At 71.0% G+C, this 23,954-nt stretch carries 24 protein-coding genes; 10 read left to right on the forward strand and 14 right to left on the reverse strand.

Annotation, left to right across the window (positions count from 1 at the left end; genetic code table 11):
* Positions 1 to 35: 35 nt before the first annotated feature.
* The gene (locus tag QU602_RS01735; protein WP_308798424.1) at positions 36 to 548 is read right to left on the reverse strand and encodes an SRPBCC domain-containing protein; all 513 of its coding nucleotides are present in this window, start codon (positions 546 to 548) and stop codon (positions 36 to 38) included.
* A 66-nt stretch (positions 549 to 614) separates the two neighbouring features.
* Between QU602_RS01735 and QU602_RS01740 the strand changes: the two genes are divergently transcribed.
* Positions 615 to 959, forward strand: coding sequence for a hypothetical protein (locus QU602_RS01740; protein WP_308798425.1), 345 nt, complete (start codon positions 615 to 617; stop codon positions 957 to 959).
* Positions 960 to 1,029: 70 nt separating this feature from the next.
* On the opposite strand, the gene QU602_RS01745 is transcribed toward QU602_RS01740, so the two are convergent.
* The 3 genes from QU602_RS01745 to QU602_RS01755 all read right to left on the reverse strand — a co-directional run bounded on the left by QU602_RS01745 (position 1,030) and on the right by QU602_RS01755 (position 4,102).
* A complete protein-coding gene (locus tag QU602_RS01745) occupies positions 1,030 to 2,124 on the reverse strand; it encodes a fatty acid desaturase family protein (RefSeq protein WP_308798426.1) in 1,095 nt (364 codons plus the stop codon).
* Between the two features lie 49 nt (positions 2,125 to 2,173).
* Positions 2,174 to 2,338 carry a hypothetical protein gene (locus QU602_RS01750; RefSeq protein ID WP_308798427.1) on the reverse strand — a complete coding sequence of 55 codons (165 nt, stop codon included), beginning with the start codon at positions 2,336 to 2,338 and terminating at the stop codon, positions 2,174 to 2,176.
* A gap of 78 nt (positions 2,339 to 2,416) precedes the next feature.
* Positions 2,417 to 4,102: a phytoene desaturase family protein gene (locus QU602_RS01755; RefSeq protein WP_308798429.1), complete on the reverse strand. Its 1,686-nt coding sequence runs from the start codon at positions 4,100 to 4,102 to the stop codon at positions 2,417 to 2,419.
* A 164-nt stretch (positions 4,103 to 4,266) separates the two neighbouring features.
* On the opposite strand from QU602_RS01755, the gene QU602_RS01760 reads away from it, so the two are divergent.
* A complete protein-coding gene (locus QU602_RS01760) occupies positions 4,267 to 4,521 on the forward strand; it encodes a hypothetical protein (RefSeq protein WP_308798430.1) in 255 nt (84 codons plus the stop codon).
* A gap of 125 nt (positions 4,522 to 4,646) precedes the next feature.
* Here QU602_RS01760 and QU602_RS01765 read toward each other — a convergent pair whose 3' ends face one another.
* The gene (locus tag QU602_RS01765) at positions 4,647 to 5,447 is read right to left on the reverse strand and encodes an ABC transporter permease (RefSeq protein ID WP_308798431.1); all 801 of its coding nucleotides are present in this window, start codon (positions 5,445 to 5,447) and stop codon (positions 4,647 to 4,649) included.
* Between the two features lie 26 nt (positions 5,448 to 5,473).
* Complete coding sequence (locus QU602_RS01770) at positions 5,474 to 6,460, reverse strand: ATP-binding cassette domain-containing protein (RefSeq protein ID WP_308798433.1); 987 nt, start codon at positions 6,458 to 6,460, stop codon at positions 5,474 to 5,476.
* A 60-nt stretch (positions 6,461 to 6,520) separates the two neighbouring features.
* Here QU602_RS01770 and QU602_RS01775 point away from each other — a divergent pair, with 60 nt between their 5' ends.
* Positions 6,521 to 7,543, forward strand: coding sequence for a helix-turn-helix transcriptional regulator (locus QU602_RS01775; RefSeq protein WP_308798434.1), 1,023 nt, complete (start codon positions 6,521 to 6,523; stop codon positions 7,541 to 7,543).
* 230 nt (positions 7,544 to 7,773) lie between these two features.
* Here QU602_RS01775 and QU602_RS01780 read toward each other — a convergent pair whose 3' ends face one another.
* On the reverse strand, positions 7,774 to 8,514 hold the full coding sequence (locus QU602_RS01780; RefSeq protein WP_308798435.1) for a hypothetical protein: 741 nt from the start codon (positions 8,512 to 8,514) through the stop codon (positions 7,774 to 7,776).
* Between the two features lie 59 nt (positions 8,515 to 8,573).
* Entirely contained in the window at positions 8,574 to 9,512 is a 939-nt protein-coding gene (locus QU602_RS01785) for a LysR family transcriptional regulator (protein ID WP_308798436.1), read from the reverse strand.
* Between the two features lie 169 nt (positions 9,513 to 9,681).
* Between QU602_RS01785 and QU602_RS01790 the strand changes: the two genes are divergently transcribed.
* Both QU602_RS01790 and QU602_RS01795 read left to right on the forward strand, forming a co-directional pair.
* Positions 9,682 to 13,317: a bifunctional proline dehydrogenase/L-glutamate gamma-semialdehyde dehydrogenase gene (locus QU602_RS01790; RefSeq protein ID WP_308798437.1), complete on the forward strand. Its 3,636-nt coding sequence runs from the start codon at positions 9,682 to 9,684 to the stop codon at positions 13,315 to 13,317.
* A gap of 104 nt (positions 13,318 to 13,421) precedes the next feature.
* Positions 13,422 to 14,576, forward strand: coding sequence for an SLC13 family permease (locus tag QU602_RS01795; protein ID WP_308798438.1), 1,155 nt, complete (start codon positions 13,422 to 13,424; stop codon positions 14,574 to 14,576).
* 26 nt (positions 14,577 to 14,602) lie between these two features.
* Here the strand turns inward: QU602_RS01795 and QU602_RS01800 are convergent, their stop codons facing one another.
* Positions 14,603 to 15,082 carry an ATP-dependent zinc protease family protein gene (locus tag QU602_RS01800; RefSeq protein ID WP_373692868.1) on the reverse strand — a complete coding sequence of 160 codons (480 nt, stop codon included), beginning with the start codon at positions 15,080 to 15,082 and terminating at the stop codon, positions 14,603 to 14,605.
* Between the two features lie 27 nt (positions 15,083 to 15,109).
* Here QU602_RS01800 and QU602_RS01805 point away from each other — a divergent pair, with 27 nt between their 5' ends.
* Positions 15,110 to 16,351: a RimK family alpha-L-glutamate ligase gene (locus QU602_RS01805; protein WP_308798440.1), complete on the forward strand. Its 1,242-nt coding sequence runs from the start codon at positions 15,110 to 15,112 to the stop codon at positions 16,349 to 16,351.
* Between the two features lie 211 nt (positions 16,352 to 16,562).
* On the opposite strand, the gene QU602_RS01810 is transcribed toward QU602_RS01805, so the two are convergent.
* The 3 genes from QU602_RS01810 to QU602_RS01820 all read right to left on the reverse strand — a co-directional run bounded on the left by QU602_RS01810 (position 16,563) and on the right by QU602_RS01820 (position 18,074).
* Positions 16,563 to 16,925 (reverse strand): GntR family transcriptional regulator, encoded by a 363-nt coding sequence (locus QU602_RS01810; RefSeq protein ID WP_308798441.1) that lies wholly within the window; start codon positions 16,923 to 16,925, stop codon positions 16,563 to 16,565.
* 8 nt (positions 16,926 to 16,933) lie between these two features.
* Positions 16,934 to 17,371: an Lrp/AsnC family transcriptional regulator gene (locus QU602_RS01815; RefSeq protein WP_308798442.1), complete on the reverse strand. Its 438-nt coding sequence runs from the start codon at positions 17,369 to 17,371 to the stop codon at positions 16,934 to 16,936.
* Between the two features lie 70 nt (positions 17,372 to 17,441).
* Positions 17,442 to 18,074 (reverse strand): TetR/AcrR family transcriptional regulator C-terminal domain-containing protein, encoded by a 633-nt coding sequence (locus QU602_RS01820; protein ID WP_308798443.1) that lies wholly within the window; start codon positions 18,072 to 18,074, stop codon positions 17,442 to 17,444.
* A gap of 133 nt (positions 18,075 to 18,207) precedes the next feature.
* Here QU602_RS01820 and QU602_RS01825 point away from each other — a divergent pair, with 133 nt between their 5' ends.
* The 4 genes from QU602_RS01825 (at position 18,208) to QU602_RS19090 (ending at position 22,883) form a co-directional block, all read left to right on the forward strand.
* Positions 18,208 to 19,881: an amidohydrolase gene (locus QU602_RS01825; RefSeq protein WP_308798444.1), complete on the forward strand. Its 1,674-nt coding sequence runs from the start codon at positions 18,208 to 18,210 to the stop codon at positions 19,879 to 19,881.
* 87 nt (positions 19,882 to 19,968) lie between these two features.
* The gene (locus QU602_RS01830) at positions 19,969 to 21,372 is read left to right on the forward strand and encodes an APC family permease (RefSeq protein ID WP_308798445.1); all 1,404 of its coding nucleotides are present in this window, start codon (positions 19,969 to 19,971) and stop codon (positions 21,370 to 21,372) included.
* 246 nt (positions 21,373 to 21,618) lie between these two features.
* Positions 21,619 to 22,260, forward strand: coding sequence for an antitoxin Xre/MbcA/ParS toxin-binding domain-containing protein (locus QU602_RS01835; protein WP_308798446.1), 642 nt, complete (start codon positions 21,619 to 21,621; stop codon positions 22,258 to 22,260).
* Entirely contained in the window at positions 22,257 to 22,883 is a 627-nt protein-coding gene (locus QU602_RS19090) for an RES family NAD+ phosphorylase (protein WP_373692869.1), read from the forward strand. Before QU602_RS01835 ends, QU602_RS19090 begins: the two co-directional genes overlap by 4 nt.
* 58 nt (positions 22,884 to 22,941) lie before the next feature.
* Here QU602_RS19090 and QU602_RS01840 read toward each other — a convergent pair whose 3' ends face one another.
* Both QU602_RS01840 and QU602_RS01845 read right to left on the reverse strand, forming a co-directional pair.
* The gene (locus tag QU602_RS01840; RefSeq protein ID WP_308798447.1) at positions 22,942 to 23,406 is read right to left on the reverse strand and encodes a hypothetical protein; all 465 of its coding nucleotides are present in this window, start codon (positions 23,404 to 23,406) and stop codon (positions 22,942 to 22,944) included.
* A gap of 43 nt (positions 23,407 to 23,449) precedes the next feature.
* Complete coding sequence (locus tag QU602_RS01845) at positions 23,450 to 23,899, reverse strand: hypothetical protein (protein WP_308798448.1); 450 nt, start codon at positions 23,897 to 23,899, stop codon at positions 23,450 to 23,452.
* Positions 23,900 to 23,954: the final 55 nt, after the last annotated feature.

Below are 23,954 nucleotides of genomic sequence, written 5' to 3' on the forward strand. Positions count from 1 at the left end.
CGTCAGTCTAGGGGTCGGCGGGTGCCGCCGATCGGTCATCCACGCGCTGGTTCAGGCACGTGCAGCTCCCGGTAGTAGCGCGAGAACGCGGGGGAGTAGTCCTCCCACACGGGCATCGGGGTACGCCGTCGCGCCGCCTCGAGCCGGTCGAGGTAGTAGTCCCAGCCCGGGCCGTACTCGGCCGCGGCCGACGGATCGGTCAGCCGGTGTGCGAGCGTGAGGGTCGTCATGTGGCTGCCCTCGACGAGGTGGCAGTGCATGCGCCAGCCGTCGGGCGCGTCGCCCACGTCGAGATGGAACCGGTGTGGTGGGCTGCATTCGAGGATCGCCACGTTCTCCCACGGTGCATCCTCACCCTCGGCGGTCATCTTGAACCGCACGCCCCCGGTCGCGGGGCTGCCCGTGTACGTGCCGATCCACTGACTGAGGAACCCGGGATTCGTGATGCTGAACCAGACGTCCTCGATCGGAGCCCGGAACAGCCGGTCGAACTGGAGGTAGAGCCCGTCGGCCTTCATCTGGAAGTGCCCGGTCGGTTTCGGCTTCATCGTCCGCCCCCTCGCGTCGTGGGTCTCAGGCTAATCCGCGTGACGCCGACCCACTAGAGTCGGGGCATGAACCAGCGAGAAACCCTCGATATCACGCGTGAGCGATCCGGCCTCTGGGGCACGCTCGCGGGCCTCATCGTCGCCGCGCTCATCGCCATCCCGCTCTCGGCCGCATTCGCGTTCGCCACGCACCCGCACAGCCAGCAGCTGTTCGCGGGGCGACTCTCCGACGCCACCGCAGGCGGGTATCAGACGTTCTGGTGGATCGTCACGCTCTTCCTCCTCGCGTTGCCGTTCCTCGTCGGCTACGCGGTGGCGACCCTTTCGGCGCGTGCGCTGATCATCGTGGGCTCGGTGGTGGCGGTCTTCGTGGTCGCGGTCGTGATCCTGGGCCAGATGTTCGTCTTCTGACGCCAGCCGCGTCTTCTGGCGCCAGCGCTGGGTCACCGGGACGCGGGGCGGGTCGCATCGCCGCCGGCGCTCAGATGCTCGCGCGTTGCACCATGAGCGGGCACTCGAATGGGTCGCGCTCACCAAGACCGACCCGGTTGATGTAGCGGAAGACGATCGCGTACGAACGCCACAGGGTGGTCTGCGTGTACGGGACCTCCTGGTCGCGGCAGTACGCCTGGATGATCGGCGCTGCGCGGCGGAGGTGGGGCCGCGGCATCGAGGGGAACAGGTGATGCTCGATCTGGTAGTTGAGCCCGCCCATGGCGATGTCGATCACCCGGTTGCCGCGGATGTTGCGACTCATGAGCACCTGTCGCCTGAGGAAGTCGAGCTTCATGCCCTTCGGCACCTGCGGCATGCCCTTGTGGTTCGGCGCGAAGGACATGCCCATGTAGAAGCCGAACAGCCCGAGCTGGATCGCCAGGAACACGGCGGCCTTGTCGGGCGACAGGACCCAGAAGACGAGCGCGAGGAAGCCGAGGATCCGTACGAAGAGGAACGCGATCTCGACCGGGCGATGCGGCAGGGGGGCTCTGGCGAAGACGCGGCGCACACTCGACGCGTGCAATGAGAGCCCCTCCAGCAGCAGGATCGGGAAGAAGAACACGCCCTGGTGCCCGATGACCCAGCGGAGGAACGCTGCCCGCTCGCGCGCGGCCTGCTCCGGCGTGAAGGCGACGACCGGGAGATCGAGATCCGGGTCGACGCCGATCTGATTCGGATTCGCGTGGTGCCGGGTGTGCTTGTGCTGCCACCACCCGTAGCTCATGCCGACGAGCCCACCGAGGATGAGACTGATCCAGTCGTTCCATTTGCCCGACCGGAAGATCTGACGATGTGCCGCGTCATGGCCGAGGAAGGCGATCTGCGTGAAGAGGGCGGCGAAGCCGACCGCGGTGAACATCTGCCACCAGGAGTCACCGATCCAGATGAACACCGCGATCGCCGCCGCGAAGGCGACCGGAACGCCGATGAGCTTCGTCCAGTAGTAGCCGTACCTGCGGCGCATCAGCCCGGCGTCCTTCACGAGGCGCGCCAGGTCGGTGAAAGCGCTGGCGGGCGTCTGAGTCCCCTCCAGTGCGCGGGCACGCGTCTGCGGAATGCGGAAGGTCTCGGAGGTCATGGCGACCGGCTCTCTGACGGTGCCGCACGCGGGCGTTCACCCGTGGCGGCTACGCGGAAGGCGTTCGTGCACGTTGACGGATGATGCCGATGACGAGGGTGCCGACGAACAGGATGGCGCCGATCACGGCGAGCCATAGAAGACCCTCGAAGACGAACCCGACGACCGTCAGGATCGCCCAGCCGACGAGCAATACGACAATCAGAGTCCACATGCTCGCAGGCTACGCCGCCCCTGGCGCCCGGTCTGTGCCCTTGACTTCTCCGGGCTGCAGTGATCGGGCGCGCAGGGATCAGCCGGCGGTCGAGCGCTCGAGCACGGCCATCGCGGCATTGTGGCCGCCGACGCCGCTCACCGCGCCGCCGCGCACAGCGCCCGACCCGCAGAGCAGGATCCGCGGATGCCGCGTCGCGACGCCCCACCGCTCGGCGGCGGTCGTGAGCGGCATGCCCGCCTCCGCCCACGGCCACGACAGCGGCCCGTGGAAGATGTTGCCGCCGGGCATCGCGAGCGCCTCCTCGAGGTCACGCGTCGTCTTCACCTCGATGCAGGGTTCGCCCGAGGCATCCGTCGCGATGACGTCCGCGATCGGCTCGTCGAGCACCGAGTCGAGCGAGGCGAGCACGGCATCGCGCAGCAGGTCGCGCAGCTCGTCGTTGCCGTAGCGGTCGACGAGCCGGTCGGGCACGTGCAGACCGAACACCGTGAGCGTCTGCGCGGTGCTCGCGGCGAGCTCGGGGCCGAGGATGCTGCGGTCGCTGAGCGTGTGGCAGTAGATCTCGCACGGCAGCGGGTCGGGCAGCTCGCCTGCGCTCGCCGCGTCGTACGCGGTCTCGAGCTGGGTCGCGAGCTCGTTGATGTGGAAGGTGCCCGCGAAGGCCTGCTCGGGTGCGACCTCGCGGTCGCGCAGGCGCGGCAGGCGGGTGAGCAGCAGGTTGACCTTCACCTGTGCGCCCTCGGGCCGGCGCAGCCGGCCGAGCGAGGCGACGGCGACGTCGGGGCGGGTCGGCTGGTCGCGGGCGGCGATCGGCTCGCGCGCAGACGGATGCCCCGGTGCGGATGCCTCGCGCGAGACCGGTGCGTCGGGTGTGCCGGCGCCCGCGGCGAGCAGGCGTTCGAGCACCACGGGCGCGACGTTCGCGAGCACGTGGGTCGCCCGGGACATCCGTTCGCCGCCGGCCTCGACCCAGCGCACGGTGCCGTCCTCGCCGAGCGCGACGACCTCGGCGCTCGTGCGGAGGTCGGCTCCCGCCTCACGCGCGGCCCGCGCGAGCTCGCCGCTGACGGCGCCCATGCCGCCGACGGGCACGTCCCAGTCGCCGGTGCCGCCGCCGATCACGTGGTACAGGAAGCAGCGGTTCGCGTCGAGCGACGCGTCGTGCAGGCTCGTGAACGTGCCGATGAGTCCGTCGGTCGCGACGACGCCGCGAACGAGGTCGCTCGAGAACCGGGCGTCGATGGTCTCGCCCAGCGGCCGTTCGATCAGGTCGTCCCAGATGCGGCGGTCGCCGACGAGCGTGCGCGCCTCGTCGCGGGTGGGCAGCGGCTCGGTGAGCGTCGGGAAGAGGGTCTCGGCGAGCCGCGCGGTGTCGGTGTAGAACGCGTTCCATGCGTCGGCGTCGATCGCGGCGCCCACGCGGTCGAAGGCGGCGACGGATGCCTCGGGGCCGGCCTCGTGATCGACGAGCAGCCCGCGCCCGGGCTGCGTCGGATCCGGCGTGTACGACGAGAAGCGCCGCCGCACGAGCGTGAGATCGAGCCCGAGGTCGTCGACGATGCGCCGGGGGAGCAGGCTCACGAGGTACGAATACCGCGAGAGCCGCGCGTCGACCCCGGCGAAGGCCTCGGCCGACACGGCTGCCCCGCCGAGGTGGTCGCTGCGCTCGAGCACGAGCACGTCGAGTCCGGCGCGGGCGAGGTAGGCCGCCGCGGTCAGCCCGTTGTGGCCCCCGCCGACGATCACGACATCGTGTGGCATCCCCCGACTGTAGCCGCCGTCCGCGAGCCGAGGGGTGCCACCGATTGTGTGTTGGAGGTCAGATAGTGGGTTGGAGACCGCGCAGGGGCGACCTCCAACCCACTTTTCGACTTCCACCGCGACGGGCGCGAGGAGTGGGGACGGACACGAGGCGTGCGAGGTTCATGACGTTCGCATCGGGTGTCCAGTGCGACGTGTCGTTGTTCGAACTCACCGATGAGCTGCTCGTGGTGCGTGGCCGAATCATCAGGGGTGAGCGTTCGCGCGCGCTGTTGAACGAGACGCCGCGAGCGGTCGACGAGCGCGGCGGCGAATACACGTGGTTTCACACGGTGTCGGGTGGGGGACCGATCGGGAACGTGATCGATTGGGTGTTCCGCCGACCGGGGACGCAGGCGCCCCGATCGATCCGGGTGTAATCCGGTACCGATCCTTCGCATTCGGTGGTTGCCGAATTCTGAGCAGCCCCGCGATGGAGGCCGAAAAGTGTGTTGGAGGTCGTGCAGGGGCGACCTCCAACACACAATCGGTACTCCAACCCAGGTCAGCGGGCGCGGGACATGGCGCGGATGCCGACGAGCATGCCGACGGCGCAGGTCGCGACGGCGGCGATGAGGCCGCCGAGCACGGCGGGGGCGCCGAGGTCGCCCGCGAGCAGTGCGCGCTCGGCGTCGACGAGGTAGCTGAGCGGGTTCACGGCGGCGGCGACGCGCATCCAGGCGGGGCCGTCCTCGAGCGGCAGCAGCATGCCCGAGAGGATCATGAGCGGGAACAGCAGCGTCTGGTGCACCATCCAGAACATCCAGTCGCGGTTGCGGCACGCGAGCGCGAGCGAGTAGCTGAGCGCGCCGAACCCGATGCCGAACACGGCGAGGATCAGCAGCCCCACGATCAGACCCGGCACGTCGAGCCGAAACCCGAACGGCACCGCGACGAGCACCACGATGGTGCCCTGGATCACGAGCGGCACGACCTCTTTCAGCGCCCGCCCGACGAGCAACGCGCTGCGCGAGAGTGGCGCGACGAGCGTGCGCTCGTGCGACCCGGTCTGCATCTCGAACAGCAGGTTCGCGCCCGTCGACGCGGTGCCGAACAGCGCGACCATGACGAGGATGCCGGGCACGAACCATTGCAGGGTCGCGGCGACGTCACCGCCGGAAGCGCCGACGAGCAGCGGCCCGAACAGGCCGAGGAAGACGAGCGGCTGCACGAGGCTGAAGATCACGCTGAACGGGTCGCGCACGAGGGGGCGCGACTCGCGTGCGAAGACCGTGAACGTGTCGTGCGCGAAGCCGGTCGGCTTCGCGGCGGTGGGGGTGATGGTGGGTGCAGTAGTGGTGGTCATGAGGGTCTCCTTCGAGGTTGCGCCGGTCAGGCGGGGACGGGCTCGGCGGCGGACGAGGCGCTCTCCTCGCGGAGGCTCCGGCCGGTGAGGGCGAGGAACACGTCGTCGAGGGTCGGGCTGCGGTGCGTCGCCGAGACGACGTCGAGTCCGGCGTCGCCGAGGTCGCGGATGACTCGGGGCAGCAGCCGGTCGGCCTCGTTCGCGACGACCGTGACGACTGAGCCGTCGGCCTCGACCGTCGTGGCGTCGGCGATGCGCGAGGCCGCGGCCGAGGCATCCGTCGGCGTCGCGAAGGCGAGCGTGAGTCGGTCGCCCGCGAGGGAGTGCTTGAGCGCCGCCGCGGTGTCGTCGGCGATGACCTCGCCGTGGTCCATGACCATCACCCGCTCGGCGAGCTGGTCGGCCTCGTCGAGGTAGTGCGTGGTGAGGAAGATCGTCGTGCCGGTCTCGGTGCGCAGTCGCACGATGTGCTCCCAGAGGTTCGCACGCGAGTGCGGGTCGAGCCCGGTCGACGGTTCGTCGAGGAACAGCAGCTCGGGCCGGTGGATCAGGCCGAGCGCGATGTCGAGCCGACGCTTCTGCCCACCCGAGAGCGATTGCACGGCGCGGTCGGCGACCGCCCCGAGCTCGAGCGAGTCGATCAGCTCGGCCGCACGGGTGCGGGTCTCGCGGCGCGGCATGCCGTAGAACGCGCCCTGCGCGTGCAGTTCGTCGCGGACGCGCTGCGTGTGCCCGCCCGAGGTGCCCTGGCCGACGTAGCCGATGCGGCGACGCACGCCGGCCGGATCGCGCCGGATGTCGCAGCCCGCCACGAGCGCGTCGCCCGCCGTCGGTGGCAGCAGGGTCGTCAGCATGCGCAGCGTCGTGGACTTGCCCGCGCCGTTCGGCCCCAGGAAGGCGACGAGCTCGCCGCCCGCGACCGCGAGGTCGACCGAGCGCACGGCTTCGACCGTCTGGCCCTTTGTGCGGAACGTCTTCGTCAGTCCGTGTGCGGAGATCATCTGTGTGGTCATGACCTCAGCATTCCGAGGCATCCGGTCAGTTTTCGTCCGCAAGGGAGCGAAGATGGACGCATGGCCGCGACGACGACCCGCACCCTCGACCTGCTCTCGCTGCTGCAGAGCCACCGGCATTGGCCGGCCCGCGAACTGACCGATCGCCTCGGCGTGAGCGACCGCACCCTGCGCCGAGACATCGAGCGGCTCCGCGAGCTCGGTTACGGCATCGAGTCCACGCGCGGCACGGCCGGCGGGTACCGGCTCGAGGCGGGCACCGGCCTGCCGCCGTTGCTGCTCACCGACGACGAGGGCGTCGCGATCGCGGTGGGCCTGCGGTCGCAGGCCGCCGCCGGACTCCGGGGCGCCGAGCACACCACGCTCAGCGCGCTCGCGAAGATCGAGCAGGTGCTGCCGGCGGCGCTGCGCCGCCGCATCGAGGCGTTGCAATCGCACACCAGCGGGGAGACCCCGGGCAGTGGGCCGTCGGTCGACGCGGGTCTGCTCGGCCTGCTCGCGTTGTTCTGCCGCGACAGCGAGCGGGTGCGCATGCGCTATACGGATGCCTCGGGCGCGACGTCGGCACGCTCGGTCGAGCCGCACCGGCTGGTGCTGCTGGGCCGCCGCTGGTACCTGCTCGCGTGGGACCGCGACCGCGACGACTGGCGCACCTTCCGCGTCGACCGCGTCGACGACGTGTTCCAGACCCGCGTGCGGTTCGCGCCTCGTGTGCTCGCCGAAGGCGAGGCCGAGCAGCGCGTGCAGGCGGCCGCGCGCTGGCGCGATGTGCGCGTCCACGCGCGCGTGCACATCGACGTCCCGGTCGAGCGCTTCCATGCGGCGCTCGGCTGGTGGGCGCGCGATGCGGTGCCGGATGCCTCGGGCGGCACCGTGTGGCCGCTCGAGGTCGAGACGGTCGAGCACCTGGCGTTCGCGCTCAGCTGGGTGCCCGCCGAGCTGACGTACCGGGTCGAGGCGTCCGACGACGTGCTGGCGGCGCTTCGCGCCCGCGCCGCGCGCTTCGCGCGCGCCCTGTCCGACCCTTCGCCCGAACGGCAGGCTACTGCGACCCGTCGGTCCGATCGCGACGACCGAGGGTGATCCAGCCGCGCCGGCACGAACGCCGACGCCGACGCCGAGCGTGGTCGCCGCATGGCGTCACCGTTCTGCTCGCCTGATGCGGGGGTTCTCAGGGCCGCCGCGCCCGCCGCGCCGCCGCGAGAGCTGAATCGCGTATGCCAGTTCCGCCTCAATTGAGGCGGAACTGGCATACGGATTGTGGCAGTGCTTCGCTCCCCGGCCGCCCCGTCGAGGCGGCCGTCGGCGGACCCTCAGGCTCGGCCGAGGATCGGCACCCGCACGTCGTCGAACTCCGCGCCGGTGAGGATCGCGGAGGTCTCGTCCCCGTCCTCGACGCCGTCGACGGTGATGAGTGTGCCTCGCGGCGCCATGTCGGCCGTGCACATCTGGTCGCTCGGCGGCGTCTGGAAGGTCACGGTCACCTCGGTCGGGGATGCCGCGGCGACGTCTTCGACGACGGGTGGGCAGCCGGACGACCCCCAGGTGAGGAGCACGAACTGACCGTCGGCGTCGGTCCATCCGGCGCTGGGCTGGTAGTCGGTCTCGCCGCTCGGGTCGAGGCCGGCCACGCCATCGAGGTCGACGTCGCCGTGGTAGCCCTCGCCGGTGACGCGGATCTCCAGCTCCTGAGTCGGATCGACATCCTCCGGCAGCGAGACGAGCGTCACGCGCGGCACGAGATCCCGCGTGCACGCCGTGCCGGCCGGCGGCTCCACGAACTGGACCTCGAGCACGCCGCCCGCGTAGGCCACCTCGCCCGCGCTCGGCACGCAGGTCGACGAGCCTTCGGTCACGATGCCGACCACTCGGCCGTGGTCCAGCCACGCGGCTTCCAGCTCGGCCTCGGTGCTCGTGTCGCCGTCCGCGTCAGCCGAGGCGGACGGGGCGGGCGCGCTTCCGGGCCCGCCGGGTGTGGCGCATGCGGTGAGCAGACTGGCGGCGACCACGGCGAGGCCGAGTCCGAGTACGAACGAACGGGAACGGATGGCCATGGGTCCTCCTCGGATCGCGGGCATCGGTGCGGTGACGAAACCGGTCGTTCGCCATCCTGTCAGTCGTCACCCACGCTCAGGTGTGTGGGCGGGCTCGGCGCGGCGGCGCGGGCGAGCGCGTCGCGCACGGCGACGACCGCCGGGCGGGTGACGCTCGCGCGGCGGGCCGAGGAGAAGACCTCCCGGTGCGGGGTGGTGGGGAGCGGTGCGAGCATGACGCTCGGCCGCTCGCCGGCCCAGACCAGGTCGGGAAGCAGTCCGACGGCGTTGCCCGAGCGGATGAGCCGGATGTGCGCCATCAGATCGGCGGTCTCGAACCGCACATCCGGTTCGAAGCCGGCCTCGCGGCACAGCTGCTCGGCCCATTCGCGCGCGGCGGTGCCCACCGGCTCCATGACCCAGGGGCGGCTCGCCGCGGACGACAGCGACGCCGAGGCATCCATCACGTCATCGGACACGCCGTCGCCGGGCGGCAGCGCGAGTCGGATCTCGTCGGCGGCGAGGGCGACGCGGTCGAGCTCGGGATGGAGCGGCCGCGTGCGGCCCGGGTACTGCTCGGCGATGACGAGGTCGAAGTCGCGTGCGGCGACGTCGAACAGGCCGGCCTCGGGCTCACGTTCGGTCACCTCGACGCGGAGGGCCGGATGCGCCGCCGCGAGCAGCGTGAGCGCGCGGGGCATGACCGCGTGCGCCGCCGACTGGAACACCGCGATGCGCACCGTGCCGCCGATGTCGGTGAGCGAGCGGGCGACGTCGGCCTCGGCCTCTTCGAGCCGGTCGAGCACGGCCCGTGCGTGCACGACGAGCAGCTCGGCCTGCGGCGTCAGCTGCACCCGGCGCCCGACCTGGACGAGCAGCGGCGTGCCGGCCTCGCGCTCGAGGAGGCTGAGCTGCTGCGACACCGACGACGGACTGTACGACAGCGCCTCGGCGACGGCCGCGAGCGTGCCGCGCCGGCTCAACTCGACGAGCAGCCGCAGGCGTCGCACATCGAGCATGACGTCCCTCCGCGGCATCCGCCGACCTCGAACCGACCGTTCGGTTCTACCGAATGGTACCCGTCGGATTCATTCGCTGGCGTGATGAATCCTGGAGCGCGCACACTAATCCCATGGCACGCTCGCGTTCACGGCGTGCCGTGAGCGAAGGGCAACTACCGTCATGAGCATGACGAACGTCAGCGCGGATCCCGCCGCGATCACCGACCAGGTCACCGCACTCGTCCGGCGCTGGCTCGCCGAGAGTGCCGAGTTCCCCGCCGAACCCGCCGCCGAACGGCTGGCCGGCGTGCTCAAGGACCCGAACGGGCTCGCGTTCACCGTCGGGTTCGTCGACGGCGTCATGCGACCGGAGGACCTCGGCGTCGCCGGCCGCAACCTGGCCGAGGTCGCCCGGCTCACGCCCGCGTTCCTGCCCTGGCACCTGCGCGCCGCGGTGCGTGTCGGCGGCGCGATCGCGCCCGTGCTGCCCTGGGTCGTCATCCCGATCGCCCGGCGCGTGCTGCGGGACATGGTCGGCCACCTCGTGCTCGACGCGACGCCGTCGAAGCTCGGGCCGGCCATCGCCAAGCTCCGCGAATCCGGGAACCGCCTGAACCTGAACCTGCTCGGCGAGGCCGTGCTCGGCGAGCACGAGGCCGACCGGCGCCTCGAGGGCACCTACGACTTCCTCGCCCGCGACGACGTCGACTACGTGTCGGTCAAGGTGTCGAGCGTCGTCAGCCAGCTCTCCATGTGGTCGTTCGACGACGCCGTCGAGAAGGTCGCCGAGAAGCTCACGCCGCTGTACCGCCTCGCCGCGAACAGCGCCGCCAAGGGCACACCGAAGTTCATCAACCTCGACATGGAGGAGTACCGCGACCTCGACCTCACGATCGCGGTGTTCCAGCGGCTGCTCGACGAGCCGCAGTTCCAGCAGCTCGAGGCGGGCATCGTGCTGCAGACCTATCTGCCCGACGCGCTCGGCGCCATGCAGCGGCTCACCGAGTGGGCGCTGGCCCGCCGGGCGGGCGGCGGCGCCGCGATCAAGGTGCGCGTGGTCAAAGGCGCGAACCTCGCCATGGAACAGGTCGACGCCGCCATCCACGGCTGGCCGGTCGCGACCTACTCGACCAAGCAGGACTCCGACACCAACTACAAGCGCGTTCTGCACTGGTCAATGACGCCCGAGCACACCCACGCCGTGAAGCTCGGCATCGCCGGCCACAACCTGTTCGACATCGCACACGCGTGGCTCACCGCGAAGCAGCGCGGCGTCGAGGACCGGGTCGAGTTCGAGATGCTGCTCGGCATGGCCACGGGGCAGGCCGAGGCCGTGCGCCGCGACGTCGGCGACCTGCTGCTCTACACGCCGGTCGTGAACCCGGCCGAGTTCGATGTCGCCATCGCGTACCTGATCCGCCGGCTCGAAGAGAACGCGAGCGACGAGAATTTCATGTCGGCCGTGTTCGAGCTCGCGGAGAACCCCGGTCTGTTCGACCGCGAGCTGGGTCGGTACCGCCGCTCGGTCGAGGCGCTCGAGCACGCTGCTGCCGACGCACCCGCGCCGAACCGCACGCAGAACCGCCGCACCGAGTGGGAGGGCGACCGGCTCGCGATCGAGCTCGCCCACCGCGACGCGCCGCCGCCCGCCGCGGGCGACGTCGACGCGGAGTCGCTCACGAGCGTCGTGCTCGGCTTCACGCGCGGGTCGGGCGCGGGCGGGGCGGATGCCTCGGCCGAGACATCCGATTCGCCCGAGGCATCCGAGCTGACCGGCTCGGGCGTGACGCCAGGCTTCCGCAACGAGGCCGACACCGACCCCGCGCTCGCCGCCAACCGGGAGTGGGGCCGTCGCATCCTCGCCCGCGTGCCCGACTCCGACCTCGGCGTCGGGACGATCCGCGCGGCGCGCATCGACGACCGCGCCGAGCTGGACGCCCTGCTCGCCCGCGTCGCCGAGCGAGGACGCGAGTGGGGCGAGCGGCCCGCCGCCGAACGCGCCGCACTGCTGCACCGCGCGGGGCTCGCGCTCGCCGCGAACCGCGACCGGCTCATCGAGGTCATGGCCGCCGAGACCGGCAAGACCATCGCCGAGGCCGACCCCGAGGTCAGCGAGGCGATCGACTTCGCCCACTACTACGCCGAGCGCGCCCGCGAGCTCGACCACGTGCAGGGCGCGCTGTTCGTGCCGTCCAAGCTCACCGTCGTCACCCCGCCGTGGAACTTCCCGGTCGCCATCCCCGCCGGCGGGGTGCTCGCCGCGCTCGCCGCCGGCTCGGGCGTCGTCATCAAGCCTGCCGGGCTCGCGCAACGATCGGGCGCGGTCATGGTCGAGGCGCTCTGGGAGGCGGGCATCCCGCGCGAGCTGCTCGCCCTCGTCGACCTCGGCGAGCAGGAGCTCGGCCGCGAGCTCATCTCGAGCCCACTCGTCGACCGGGTCATCCTCACGGGTGCGTACGAGACCGCCGAGCTGTTCCGATCGTTCCGTGAAGACCTGCCGCTGCTCGCCGAGACGAGCGGGAAGAACGCGATCATCGTGACGCCGTCGGCCGACCTCGACCTCGCCGCGGCCGACCTCGCCAAGAGCGCGTTCGGGCACGCGGGCCAGAAGTGCTCGGCCGCGTCGATCGCGATCCTCGTCGGCTCGGTCGCGAAGTCCGAGCGGTTCCACCGTCAGCTGATCGACGCCGTGACGTCGATGCGCGTGGGCTGGCCGGAGGACCCGGCATCCCAGATCGGACCGATCATCGAGCCCGCGCACGGCAAGCTGCGGCACGCGCTCACCCAACTCGGCGCCGACGAGCACTGGCTCGTCGAACCCAAGCAGCTCGACGGCTCCGGCCGGCTCTGGTCGCCAGGGGTGCGCACGGGCGTGAAGGGCGGCTCGTACTTCCACCTCACCGAGTTCTTCGGGCCCGTGCTCGGCATCATGCACGCACGCAACCTCGAAGAGGCCGTCGCGCTGCAGAACGCCGTCGACTACGGGCTCACCGCCGGACTGCACTCGCTCGACCCCGACGAGCTCGCGTTCTGGCTCGACCGCGTCGAGGCGGGCAACCTCTACGTGAACCGCGGCATCACCGGGGCGATCGTGCAGCGTCAGCCGTTCGGCGGCTGGAAGAAGTCCTCGGTCGGCGCGGGCGCGAAGGCCGGCGGCCCCAACTACCTCCTCGGGCTCGGCGACTGGGTGCCCGAGCACTCGCGAACCTCGAACTCGCTGCACCTGCGCGGGCTCGACCGCCGCGTCAGCGAGCTCATCGAGGCCTCGCAGTCGTCGCTCGACTACGAGCAGTTCGAGCTGCTGCGCCGGTCGGCGCTGTCGGACGCGGTCGCCTGGGCCGAGGAGTACGGCACCGTCAAGGATGTCTCGGGACTCGGCGTCGAACGGAACGTGTTCCGGTACCGGCCCGTGGGCGTGACCGTGCGCATCGGCGACGACGCGCCGCTCGTCGAGGGCCTTCGGGTGCTCGCGGCGGCCGTGCTCACGAAGGCGCCGATCGCCGTCTCGACCGCGCACCAGCTGCCCCGCGGCGTGCGCGCGCTGCTCGCCGCGCGTGACGCGGCCGTCGTGCACGAGACCGACGCCGAGTGGCTCGCGCGGGTCGCGAAGGGCGCACTCACGACGGGCCGCGTCCGTCTCGTCGGTGCGGACCGCGCATCGCTCACCGCGGCCCTGCACGGCGCACCGGATGTCGCGGTCTGGTCGCACCCGGTGACCCCGTCGGGACGGATCGAGCTGCTGCCGTTCCTGCGCGAGCAGGCCGTCTCGATCACGAACCACCGCTTCGGCAACCCCACGACCCTGTCGCAGGGCGTGATCTGACGACCGGTGTGGAACGGCGTGATCTGACGACCGCGTGACCTGAGGCCGGCCTGATCCGGCGCCGGGTGGCCTCGCCGCCCGTGCCGGGGGAGTACAGTCAGGCGGTGCGGATCGCGATCGTCGGGATGGTGCTGCTGGTCGTCGGTGCGATCGCGGCGATCACGGGCGTGCTGCCCGGCAGCGAGCTCGCCGGACTCGCGGCACGCGTCGTCCCGATCCTCGCGTTCGTCGTCGCGGTGACGATCGTGGCCGAGCTGGCCGCCGAGGCCGGGCTCTTCCGGGTGCTCGCGCACCGACTTGCGGCGCTCGCGCGCGGCCGGGCGATCGTGCTCTGGCTGTTCGTGCTCGTGCTCGCCGTCGCGTCGACGATCTTTCTCTCGCTCGACACCACCGCGGTGCTGCTCACGCCGATCGTGGTCTCCCTGGCCGCGCACGCGCGCATCTCGCCGATCCCGTTCGCGCTGACCACGGTCTGGATCGCGAACACCGGGTCGCTGCTGCTGCCCGTGTCGAACCTGACGAACCTGCTCGCCGCCGAGCACCTCGACCTGCACCCCCTGCAGTTCGCGGCGCTCACCGCGGCCCCGGCCGCCGCGGCCATCGTGGTCACGGCGGCGATCGTGTTCCTCACCCGGCCGAGGCAGCTGCTCGCCCGGTTCGAGCCCGAGCAGGCGGAGCGACCCGACGACCCCGTGCTGTTCTGGGTCGCTGCCGCGACGGTGGTGTCGCTCGTGCCCGCGCTGGTGTCGGGCGTCGAGGTGTGGATTCCGGCGTCGATCGCGGCGGCGGTGCTGCTGGTCGCGTTCGCCATCCGTCGGCCGGCGGTGCTCAGACCGGGTTTGGTGCCGCTGCCGCTGGTGCTGTTCGCCTCGGGCCTGTTCGTCTCGGTCGAGGCACTGCACGCGGCGAACGTCACCGACGTGCTGGCGGTCGTCGCGGGCACGGGCTCGTCGCCCCTCGACCTGCTGCGCCTCGCCGGGGTCGGCGCCGCGTCGGCGAACGCGATCAACAATCTGCCGGCCTACCTCGCGCTCGAGCCGTTCGCCGCCGACCCGATCCGGCTCATCGCGCTGCTCATCGGGGTCAACGCGGGGGCGATCATCACCCCGTGGGGCTCGCTCGCGACGCTCCTCTGGCATTCGCGACTCACGTCGATGGGGGTCGAGATCTCCTGGCCGCGGTTCATGCTGCTCGGCCTGCTCGCGGCCCCGCTCACGGTCACGGCGGCGACGTTCGCGCTCGCCTGGTCGGCGACGTGACCGCAGCCTCGCGCCCGCACGCGCGACTACGCGCGGCCGCGGTTCTGGCGGCGGACCGGGCGCGGCGGGCGGCCGCCGAGAAAGGATGCCCCCGGGTCGACGAGGAACGACCCGCGCAGCGCCTCACGGCCGACCAACATGCGGAAGCCCATCTCGTCGCGGTTGGTGAGCGTGACCTCGGCGGTCACCGCCCGGGCGTGCAAAACGAGATCGAGCTGCACCACGATGCGCTCGGTGACGTGCCCTGACGAGCTGCGGACCTGGCGGCGGTCGTGCACGGGGGTCTCGACGACGACCGCGTCCTCATCGGAGTCCTGCCACGGGCGCACCCCGAATCGCACCCACTCCGCGCCGTCGCGGGTGAACTCCTCGAGGTCGAACGCGTGCAGCGCGCTCGTGCGCGCGCCGGTGTCGAGTTTCACCTTGATCCAGGGCACCCCGATGGCCGGCAAGCTCGCCCATTCGCGCCATCCGGCGATGGTGCTTAGATGGTTGGGCTCGCTCACTCGACCCATCTTGGCAGGACCTGAACCGTGAAACTCGCGATCCTCTCGCGCGCCCCGCAGGCGTACTCGACGCAGCGTCTGCGCGCGGCCGCCCTGCAGCGCGGGCACAACGTCAAGGTGCTGAACACGCTGCGCTTCGCGATCGATCTGGCGGGCGACGAGCCCGACCTGCAGTACCGCGGTCGCCCGTTGTCCGACTACGACGCGATCCTGCCCCGCATCGGCAACTCGATCACGTACTTCGGCACCGCCGTCGTCCGGCAGTTCGAGCAGATGGACGTCTACACGCCCAACACCGCCAATGGCATCACGAACGCGCGTGACAAGCTGCGCGCCAACCAGATCCTGTCCCGGCACAACATCGCGCTGCCGCCGACCACGTTCGTGCGCAATCGCGCCGACCTGCGCCAGGCCATCGAGCGCGTCGGCGGTGCGCCGGTCGTGATCAAGCTGCTCGAGGGCACGCAGGGCATCGGCGTCATCCTGGCGCCGCAGGTCAAGGTCGCCGAGGCGATCATCGAGACGCTGCACTCGACGAAGCAGAACGTGCTGATCCAGAAGTTCATCGCCGAGAGCCGCGGCCGGGACATCCGTGCCCTCGTGGTAGGCGACCGCGTGGTCGCCGCGATGCGGCGCGTCGCGAGCGGCGACGAGTTCCGCTCGAACGTGCACCGCGGCGGCTCGGTCGAGCCCGTCGAGCTCACCCCCGAGTATGAGCAGGCGGCCGTGCGCTCGGCGCAGATCATGGGCCTCAAGGTCGCGGGCGTCGACATGCTCGAGGCGAACGAGGGGCCGCTCGTCATGGAGGTGAACTCGTCGCCCGGCCTGCAGGGCATCGAGACCGCGACGAAGCTCGACGTCGCGGGTGCGATCATCGACTACATCGCCAACCAGGTCGCGTTCCCCGAGATCGACGTGCGGCAGCGGCTGACCGTGTCGACCGGGTACGGGGTGGCCGAGCTGCTCGTGCACGGCGACGCCGACCTCGTCGGCAAGACGCTCGGCGAGTCCGGGCTCTGGGAACGTGACATCACGGTCCTGACGCTGCATCGCGGCACGAACGTCATTCCGAACCCGCGCAAGAACGTGGTGCTCGAGGGCGAGGACCGGCTGCTCTGCTTCGGCAAGCTCGAGGAGATGCGCTCGATGATCCCCGAACGCCGCCGGCGGCGCGCGAAGGTGCGCAAGCTCCCCAAGGACCCCCTCCCCACCACCCCCACGACCCCCACCCCCACCCCCACGACCCCCACCCCCACCCCCACCGAGTGATGACGAAACGTCCCGAGTGATGACGTTCTGAGCACCCCCGACGGGCATTTCGTCATCACTCGGCGATCGGGACAGACGGGTCGGACGGGTCGGGTCGGTCGGGTCGGGTCGGTCGGGTCGGGTCGGGTCGGTCGGTCGGGTCGGTCGGGTTGGGTCGGTCGGTCGGTCGGGTCGGTCGGGTTGGGTCGGTCGGGTCGGGGTCGGGACGGGGTCAGGTGCCGATGCGGAGTGCGGCCTCGACCGCGGCGAGTGCCTCGTCGGCGGGGCGGCCCAGACGGCGGGCAAGCGCGGCGTACTCCGCGGCAGCCTGCTGCAGGCCGCGCTGCGCGGGATCGCCCTGCGGGGCGACGAACGTGCCGGACCGGCCTCGGGTCTCGATGATCGCGTCGTGTTCGAGTTGGCGGTACGCCTTCGCGACCGTGTTCACGGCGAGGCCGAGCTCAGCCGCGAGCGCACGCACGGTCGGCAGCTTCTCGCCCGGGGTCAGGGTGCCGTCGCGCACGGCCGTCACGACCTGTTCGCGCACCTGCTCGAAGGGCGGGTCGGATGCGTCGGTCTCGATGCTGAATCGCATGCCGGCCCTCAGTCGCGCTGCCGGTTGACGAGGCGCGAGAGCACGATCGCACTTCGGGTGTGGTCGACGTTCGGTGCGATCCGCACGCGCTCGAGCGCATCCTCGAGGCTCGCGATGTCGCGTGCGCGGATCTGGACGATCGCATCGGCACTGCCGGTGACCGTGCCCGCGTAGACCACCTCGGGCACGTCCTGGAGGATGCGCCGCAGTTCGTCGGGTGCGACCGTGCCGCGGCAGAACAGCTCGACGTACGCCTCGGTGCTCATGCCGTCGACCGTCGGGTCGACCTGGATCGTGAAGCTCCGGATCACGCCGTCCGCGACGAGCCGGTCGACCCGGCGTTTGACGGCCGAGGCCGACAATCCCACCGACGACCCGATGTCTCCGTAGCCGGCGCGGGCGTTCTGTCGCAGCAGGTCGAGGATCGCCCGATCGAGATTGTCCATGAAGCGAGAGTGTACGGCCGATCGTTGCGCCGGCACAGGGCGTTGCGCCGGATTCGTGCGCCCGCTCCGCTCAGTCCGGCACGACGGGGGAGCCGGTCACCGCAGCGTGCCGCGCCTTGAGCCCAGTGAGCACGGCCGAGAGACCGAGCTCGAACGCCCGGTCGGCGCCGAAAGCGCCGTCGAGGGCGGGATCGAGGGCGGTGTGCATCGCGGGGTGGCCGGGCGGCACCGAGGCCTGGTCGAGGAGGTCGGCGGGCGCGACGATGTCGAGCGCCGACCCGAGCACGAGCGCCTCGACGGCGCGCATGACGGCGACGGCGTCTGCGACCGGCCAGCCCGCGGCGAGCAGTGCGGCCACGACCCGTTCGTACATGTCGAACGTCGAGGCGTCGCGGATCGGCGTGTTCGTCAGCAGCCGGATCACGTTCGGGTGCGCGGCGAACGCGGTGAGGTACGAGCGGGCCCATGCGGCCAGCGCGGCATCCCATTCCTGTTCCGCGAACGCACTGGTGTCGATGCCGGCCACGACGCGCTCGCGGAGCGCCTCGATGAGGTCGTCGCGGCTGGTGACGTGGTTGTACAGCGAGGAGACCTGGCGGTCGACGCGCGCCGAGAGCGACCGCATCGACAGGGCCTCGCCGCCCTCGTCGTCGACGAGTTCGAGCGCGACGGTGACGAGCCGTTCCCTGGTGAGTCTCGCCACGATTTTCGCTCCGCCTCTTTTACGTCGGGTGCCCGAGAGTGTAACGTGCGTGCAACTTCGAATACGAACACTGTTCGTATCAGTCCGGCGCGCGTTCGGCGCTCCGGCATCCAGCGGAAGGACCACGGCAACGGTGACGATCACGCTCTTTCACGGTGGCACGATCTGGCGCGGGACGGGGCGGGAGACGGCCTCCGTCGCCCTCGTCCGCGACGGGCGCGTCGAAGCGCTCGACGGCGAGGCCGAGCGGCTGGCCGCCGCCGCCGAGCGCGCGGGCGAGCCCATCGAGGGTGTCGACCTCGAGGGCGGGTTCCTCATGCCGGCCTTCGGCGACGGACACGCACACCCGCTCTTCGGCGGGCTCGAGGCCGAAGGCCCCGACGTCGGGGCGGCGCACTCGATCCCGGAGATCGTCGCAGAGGTGCGGCGTTACGCGGAGGCCAACCCGGACCGCGAGTGGATCCTCGGTGCCTCGTACGACGGCAGCCTCTCCGAGGGCGGCCTGTTCGATGCCCGCTGGCTCGACGACGCCGTGGCCGACCGCCCGGTCGTGCTCCGGGCCTGGGACTACCACACCGTCTGGTGCAACTCGAAGGCCCTCGAGCTCGCGGGCATCGACGCGTCGACGCCGGACCCTGTGCTCGGCGAGATCTGCCGCCGCGACGACGGCACGCCGCTCGGCACGCTCCGCGAGTGGGGCGCCGTCGAGCTCGTCACGAACGTGGCGACCGAACGCCCGATGGAGGAGCGGCTGCGCGCGATCGAGCGCTTCGCCGACTACTACCTCGCGCGCGGCACCACGTGGGTGCAGGACGCCTGGATCGAACCGGCCGAGCTCGAGGTCTACCTCGAGGCGGCCCGCCTCGACCGGCTTCGCATGCGCACCAATCTCGCCCTCTACGCCGACCCGCGCCGATTCTCCGAGCAGCTCGCCTGGTTCGACGAGGCGCGGGCGCGGGTGACGGATGCCTTGTCGCCGATGCTGACCGCGAACACCGTCAAGTTCTTCGCCGACGGCGTCGTCGAGAACGAGACCGGCGCTCTGCTCGAGCCGTACTGCTCGGCCCTGCACAAGCACGGCATGTCGGTCTGGGGCGCCGAGGCGCTCACGGCGGCCGTGCAGGCGGTGGATGCGGCGGGATTCCAGGTGCACATCCACGCCATCGGCGACCGCGCGGTGCGGGAGGCGCTCGACGCGATCGAGCACGCGATCGAGCAGAACGGCCCGCGCGACCGCCGGCCCGTCATCGCGCACGCACAGCTCGTCCACGACGACGACCTCGCGCGGTTCGCCGAGCTCGGCGTCATCCCCAACATGCAGCCGCTGTGGGCGCAGCTCGACGCGCTCATGACCGTGCTGACCGTGCCGCGCCTGGGTGCCGAACGTGCGGACCGCCAGTACCGCATGCGCAGCATCGAGGCATCCGGTGCGCGTCTCGCCTTCGGATCCGACTGGCCGGTGTCGTCGGGCGACCCGCGCGACGGCATCGCCATCGCCGCGACGCGGCGGACCGTCGACGGCGATCCCGCCGGCGGGTGGACCCCCCAGGAGATCCTGCCCGTCGAGCTCGCGCTCGACGCCTACTCGTCCGGCGTCGCCCACCAGGCGTTCGCCGACCAGGCGCCGGCCGCCTGGGGCGAGATCGTCCCGGGCGCCGCCGCCGACCTCGTCTGGTTCGACGGCGACCCGCGCACCATCGACCCCGCCGACCTGCCGAAGCTCGCGATCCGGGCGACGTACCTCGCAGGAACCCCCGCCTACCGCGGCGAGCCCGTGCCCGCCCCCTCCTACTCCGCCCATTCCTGATCGGCCTGGGCGGCGCATCGCCGCCCAGTCGTCTGTACCGCGTCCATCCCCCATTCGCGCTCCATCCGAACCCCGAAGGGCCCGCCCATGTCTCAGGCCGCAACACCCGCATCCAGCCCCACGGACGCCTCCACCGACTCGGCGCCCACCATCGACGACGGGAGCGGCACGCACCTCAAACGCGCGCTCGGCACGCCCTCGCTCGTCCTGTTCGGGCTCGTGTACATGGTGCCGCTCACCGTGTTCACGACCTACGGCATCGTCACCGAGCTGACGGGCGGGCGCGTGCCGGTCGCCTACGTCATCACGCTCGTCGCGATGGTGTTCACCGCGCGTTCGTACGCACGCATGGCGATGGCGTACCCGTACGCCGGGTCGGCGTACGTGTACACGCAGCGCAGCTTCGGCGGCGGGGTCGGCTTCCTCGCGGGCTGGGCGCTCATGCTCGACTACCTGTTCCTGCCGCTCGTCAACTACCTGGTGATCGGCATCTACCTCGAGGCCGCGATGCCGGCGGTCCCCGCGTGGGTCTGGGTGCTCGTGTCGATCGCGGTGGTGACGGTGCTCAACATCGTCGGCATCGTGTCGGTGGCACGCGCGAACTTCGTGATCATCGCGCTGCAGGTGATCTTCATCCTGTGCTTCGCCGGCTTCGGCCTCGCGTCGATCTCGGGCAACCACGTCGACCCGCTCGCGCCCTTCACTGGGGACGGCTCGGTCGACGGGACCGGCGTGCTCTTCGCCGGCGCCGCGATGCTCGCGCTGTCGTTCCTCGGCTTCGACGCGGTCTCGACCCTCGCGGAAGAGGCGAAGGAACCGCGCAAGACCGTGCCGCGGGCCATCATGATCACGACGATCTCGGCCGGCCTGCTGTTCGTGGTGCTGTCGTACGTGGCGCAGATCGTGTACCCGTCGAACGCGTTCGGCGACGTGGATTCGGCTGCACGCGACGTGATGCTGGCGGCGGGCGGCGAGTTCCTCGCGAACTTCTTCACGGCGGCGTACGTCGCGGGTGCGGCGGGTTCGGCGCTCACCTCGCAGGCGTCGGTCTCCCGCATCCTGTACGCGATGGGTCGTGACGGCGTGCTGCCCAAGCGGGTCTTCGGCGGCCTGTCGGCCCGGTTCAAGACGCCCGTGGTCGCGATCCTCGTGGTGTCCGCGATCTCGCTGCTCGCGCTCGTCGCCGACGCGACCTTCATGTTCAGCCTCGTGAGCTTCGGCGCGCTCGCCGCCTTCTCGGTCGTGAACGCCTCGGTGATCAAGCACTACTTCATCGACCGCAAGGAGCGGGCGGGCGGCGTGGCCGTGCTGAACAACCTGGTGCTGCCGCTCATCGGCTTCGCGCTGACCGTCTGGCTCTGGACGAGCCTCTCGGCCGAGACGTTCCTCTTCGGCCTCGGCTGGCTCGTGCTCGGCGTGATCCTGCTCGCGATCGTGACGCGCGGCTTCCGCCGGCCGACCCCGATGCTCGACCTCAAGGAGACTGCGTAGCTCGGTTCGCGTGGATTGCGCGGCTCGCGCGGCTCGCGCGGCTCGCGCGGCTCGCGCGAGTGAGATGACGGATGTCTCGGGCGCACGCGCGCCCGAGACATCCGTCGATCGTCGAAGTGGAGGAATGCTCACAGAACCGTTGACCCCGTTGACGCTTCGGGATACGGTGCGTTGACGCTATTGACGGAGGCTGAGATGTCATCTGCTCCCGCGCCCCTGCACCACGATCGTGCTCGGCGCATCACCGTGAACCGGACGACCGATGAGGGCGATCCGCACGTCATGGACGTGCCCGTCGGCGAGGTTCGTGTCGCAACCGCGCGGAGCATCGGCGCACAGGGGCTCCCTGGTCCTGCTGACTTCGTCGCGCTCCCAGATGAGGCCGGCGCGCTGGTTGTGGAGTTCGTGGCGAGGCTCCAAACACGGCTGACCGAGGATGGCGCGGACGCGCTGGACGGGGTCGACATCGGGGGGCTCGCGGACCGGATGATCGCGTTGGTGCCGATGCGGCAGCTCAGCGAATGGGATCGGCTGGTCGGGCCGTTCTACGACACGACGGCTCTTTCTGCCTGGAAGCATCTTTCGCGTCAGCGGCTCTCGGTGCTTCGTCAAGCAGGGCGCCTCCTCGGGCTCCGCACGTCCGACGGCGCGATCGTCCATCCGTCGTTCCAGTTCGACGACCGGGGCGGGCTCTTGCCCCATCTGGCCGAGGTGCAGGCGATCTTGGCGCCTGAGATGGACGACGCGTGGACGCGCGCGCTCTGGTTGAACACGCCGCTCGACCTCTGGGGTGGTCGCACCGCGGCGCAGATGCTGCGTTCGACCGCGGAAGATGTGACGGCGGTGCTCGAGATGGCGCAGCACGATACGGCGATTCGAAGCCGGTGACGCGCCAGAATCCGGCCCAGGGGCTGCCTGCGGCCGGCATCGACTTCGCCGCCTTTCCGCGGACACAGCTCAGCGGCGAGCGCGTACTCGCGCGAGCGCACAAGGCGCGGTACGGCCCCGGCTGGTTCTCCTCCGACTGCAGCGGTCGATTCGATCTGCCGGGGCCGGCGGGTACGTGTTACGCCGCCGATGACCTCGCGGTGTCGCTCCGGGAGTGCTTCGGCACAGTGCTCACGGCGAGCGGATACGTCACCCCTTCCGATGCCGAAAGGCAGGCTGTGTCGACCGTGAAGGGCATTCGGGGCACCTTCGCGTCGGTGAGTGAGGCTCGGGCTGCCGCGTTCGGAGTCACCGCGGAGCTCACCTCCATGACGCCGTACACAGTGCCGCAGGAGTGGGCGAGACTTCTTCACGAGTCTGGATTCGGAGGTATTCGTTACGCGCCTCGATTCACGCCTGGCCCGCCATCGGCGTGGGCGATCTTCGGCGCAGCGGGTTCACAGCCTCTCGGTGAGGTGGTCGAGATGATTCCCGGACTTGAGGCGTGCCGGCGGGCTGGGGTGCCCGTGCTGACTGAACCACCGGGCCTGGGGGAGCTCCGAAGAGTGCGCGGCGCCAGATAGCGGGAACGGGGGATGTCTCGGGCGCACGCGCGCCCGAGACATCCGTCGATCGTTGACGTTACTGGGATGTGGCAGGCGGCGCGTAGGCCTCGGCGGGGTCCTTCGTGCAGAGCGCGTAGATGCGGCCGCCCGTGATCGCGCTGAATGTCGCGGTCTGCCAGCCGGAGACGAGTCCGTTGACGGTGGTCAGCTTCGTGCTCTTGGGGATGAACGTGCCGAGGGAGTCGGGGGTGCCCCACCGGGTGCCGTTCAGCCGGAGGCCGAAGTCGTGGTTCCAGAGATACGGCAGCCCGAAGGGGCACCTGAACTTCGTCGCCCAGATGGACGTCGAGGGCGTGCCGAGCTCGACGGCCACGACCGACTCGGGCAGGTCGTCGAACGGTGAGGCGTTGACCGCCGCGGGTGCGCGGGGGTCGTCGGCAGCGTTCACGGGGATCACGGTGCTCGGCAGCGCGGGACCGAGCACCGCGGTGAGCGTGAGCACGCCGATCGCAGTGAGGCTGGTGGCGGTGTGGAGGCCCATGCGTGACCTTTCGTTGCGTTCGGTGGGGCGAGCCGCGGCGGGATCAGCCGAGGTAGGCCTGGGCGCGGTCGTTCGTGCAGTCGGCGACCACGGCGAAGTCGTCGTCGTGGGGCTGGGTGATCTTGACGGCGGTCTCGCTGCCGTCCCAGCCGACGGCGAGTTTGCTCAGGTCGCGCATCGGGCGTACGTCGACCGTGACATCGCCCGCGGCGTACCCGTCGCCCTCGACGTCGATGCCGCGCAGGCCCCACCCCGAGGTCGATGCGGCGAGCCAGGGGTGGCTCGGCGGGCAGGCGAACGTGTGGATGGACTGCGTCGCTCCGGCATCGGGGTCGAACCGCTTCACTTCGACCGACTTGATCGGGTCGGCCGACGCGGAGGCGGGAGACCGCTCGGCGGCAGGGGCCGCCGTGCTCGGCAGGGCGGTGCCGAGCACGGCAGCGAGCGAGAGGGCGCCGCCGACGGCGAGCTTGGTCGAGGTGCGGAGCTTCATGGCGGATCCTTCGTTCGATCGACGAGTCGTGGGGGGTGCACGCGACGCGAGCACG

The sequence above is a fragment of the Agromyces protaetiae genome, from assembly GCF_030866785.1.
Lineage (GTDB): Bacteria > Actinomycetota > Actinomycetes > Actinomycetales > Microbacteriaceae > Agromyces > Agromyces silvae.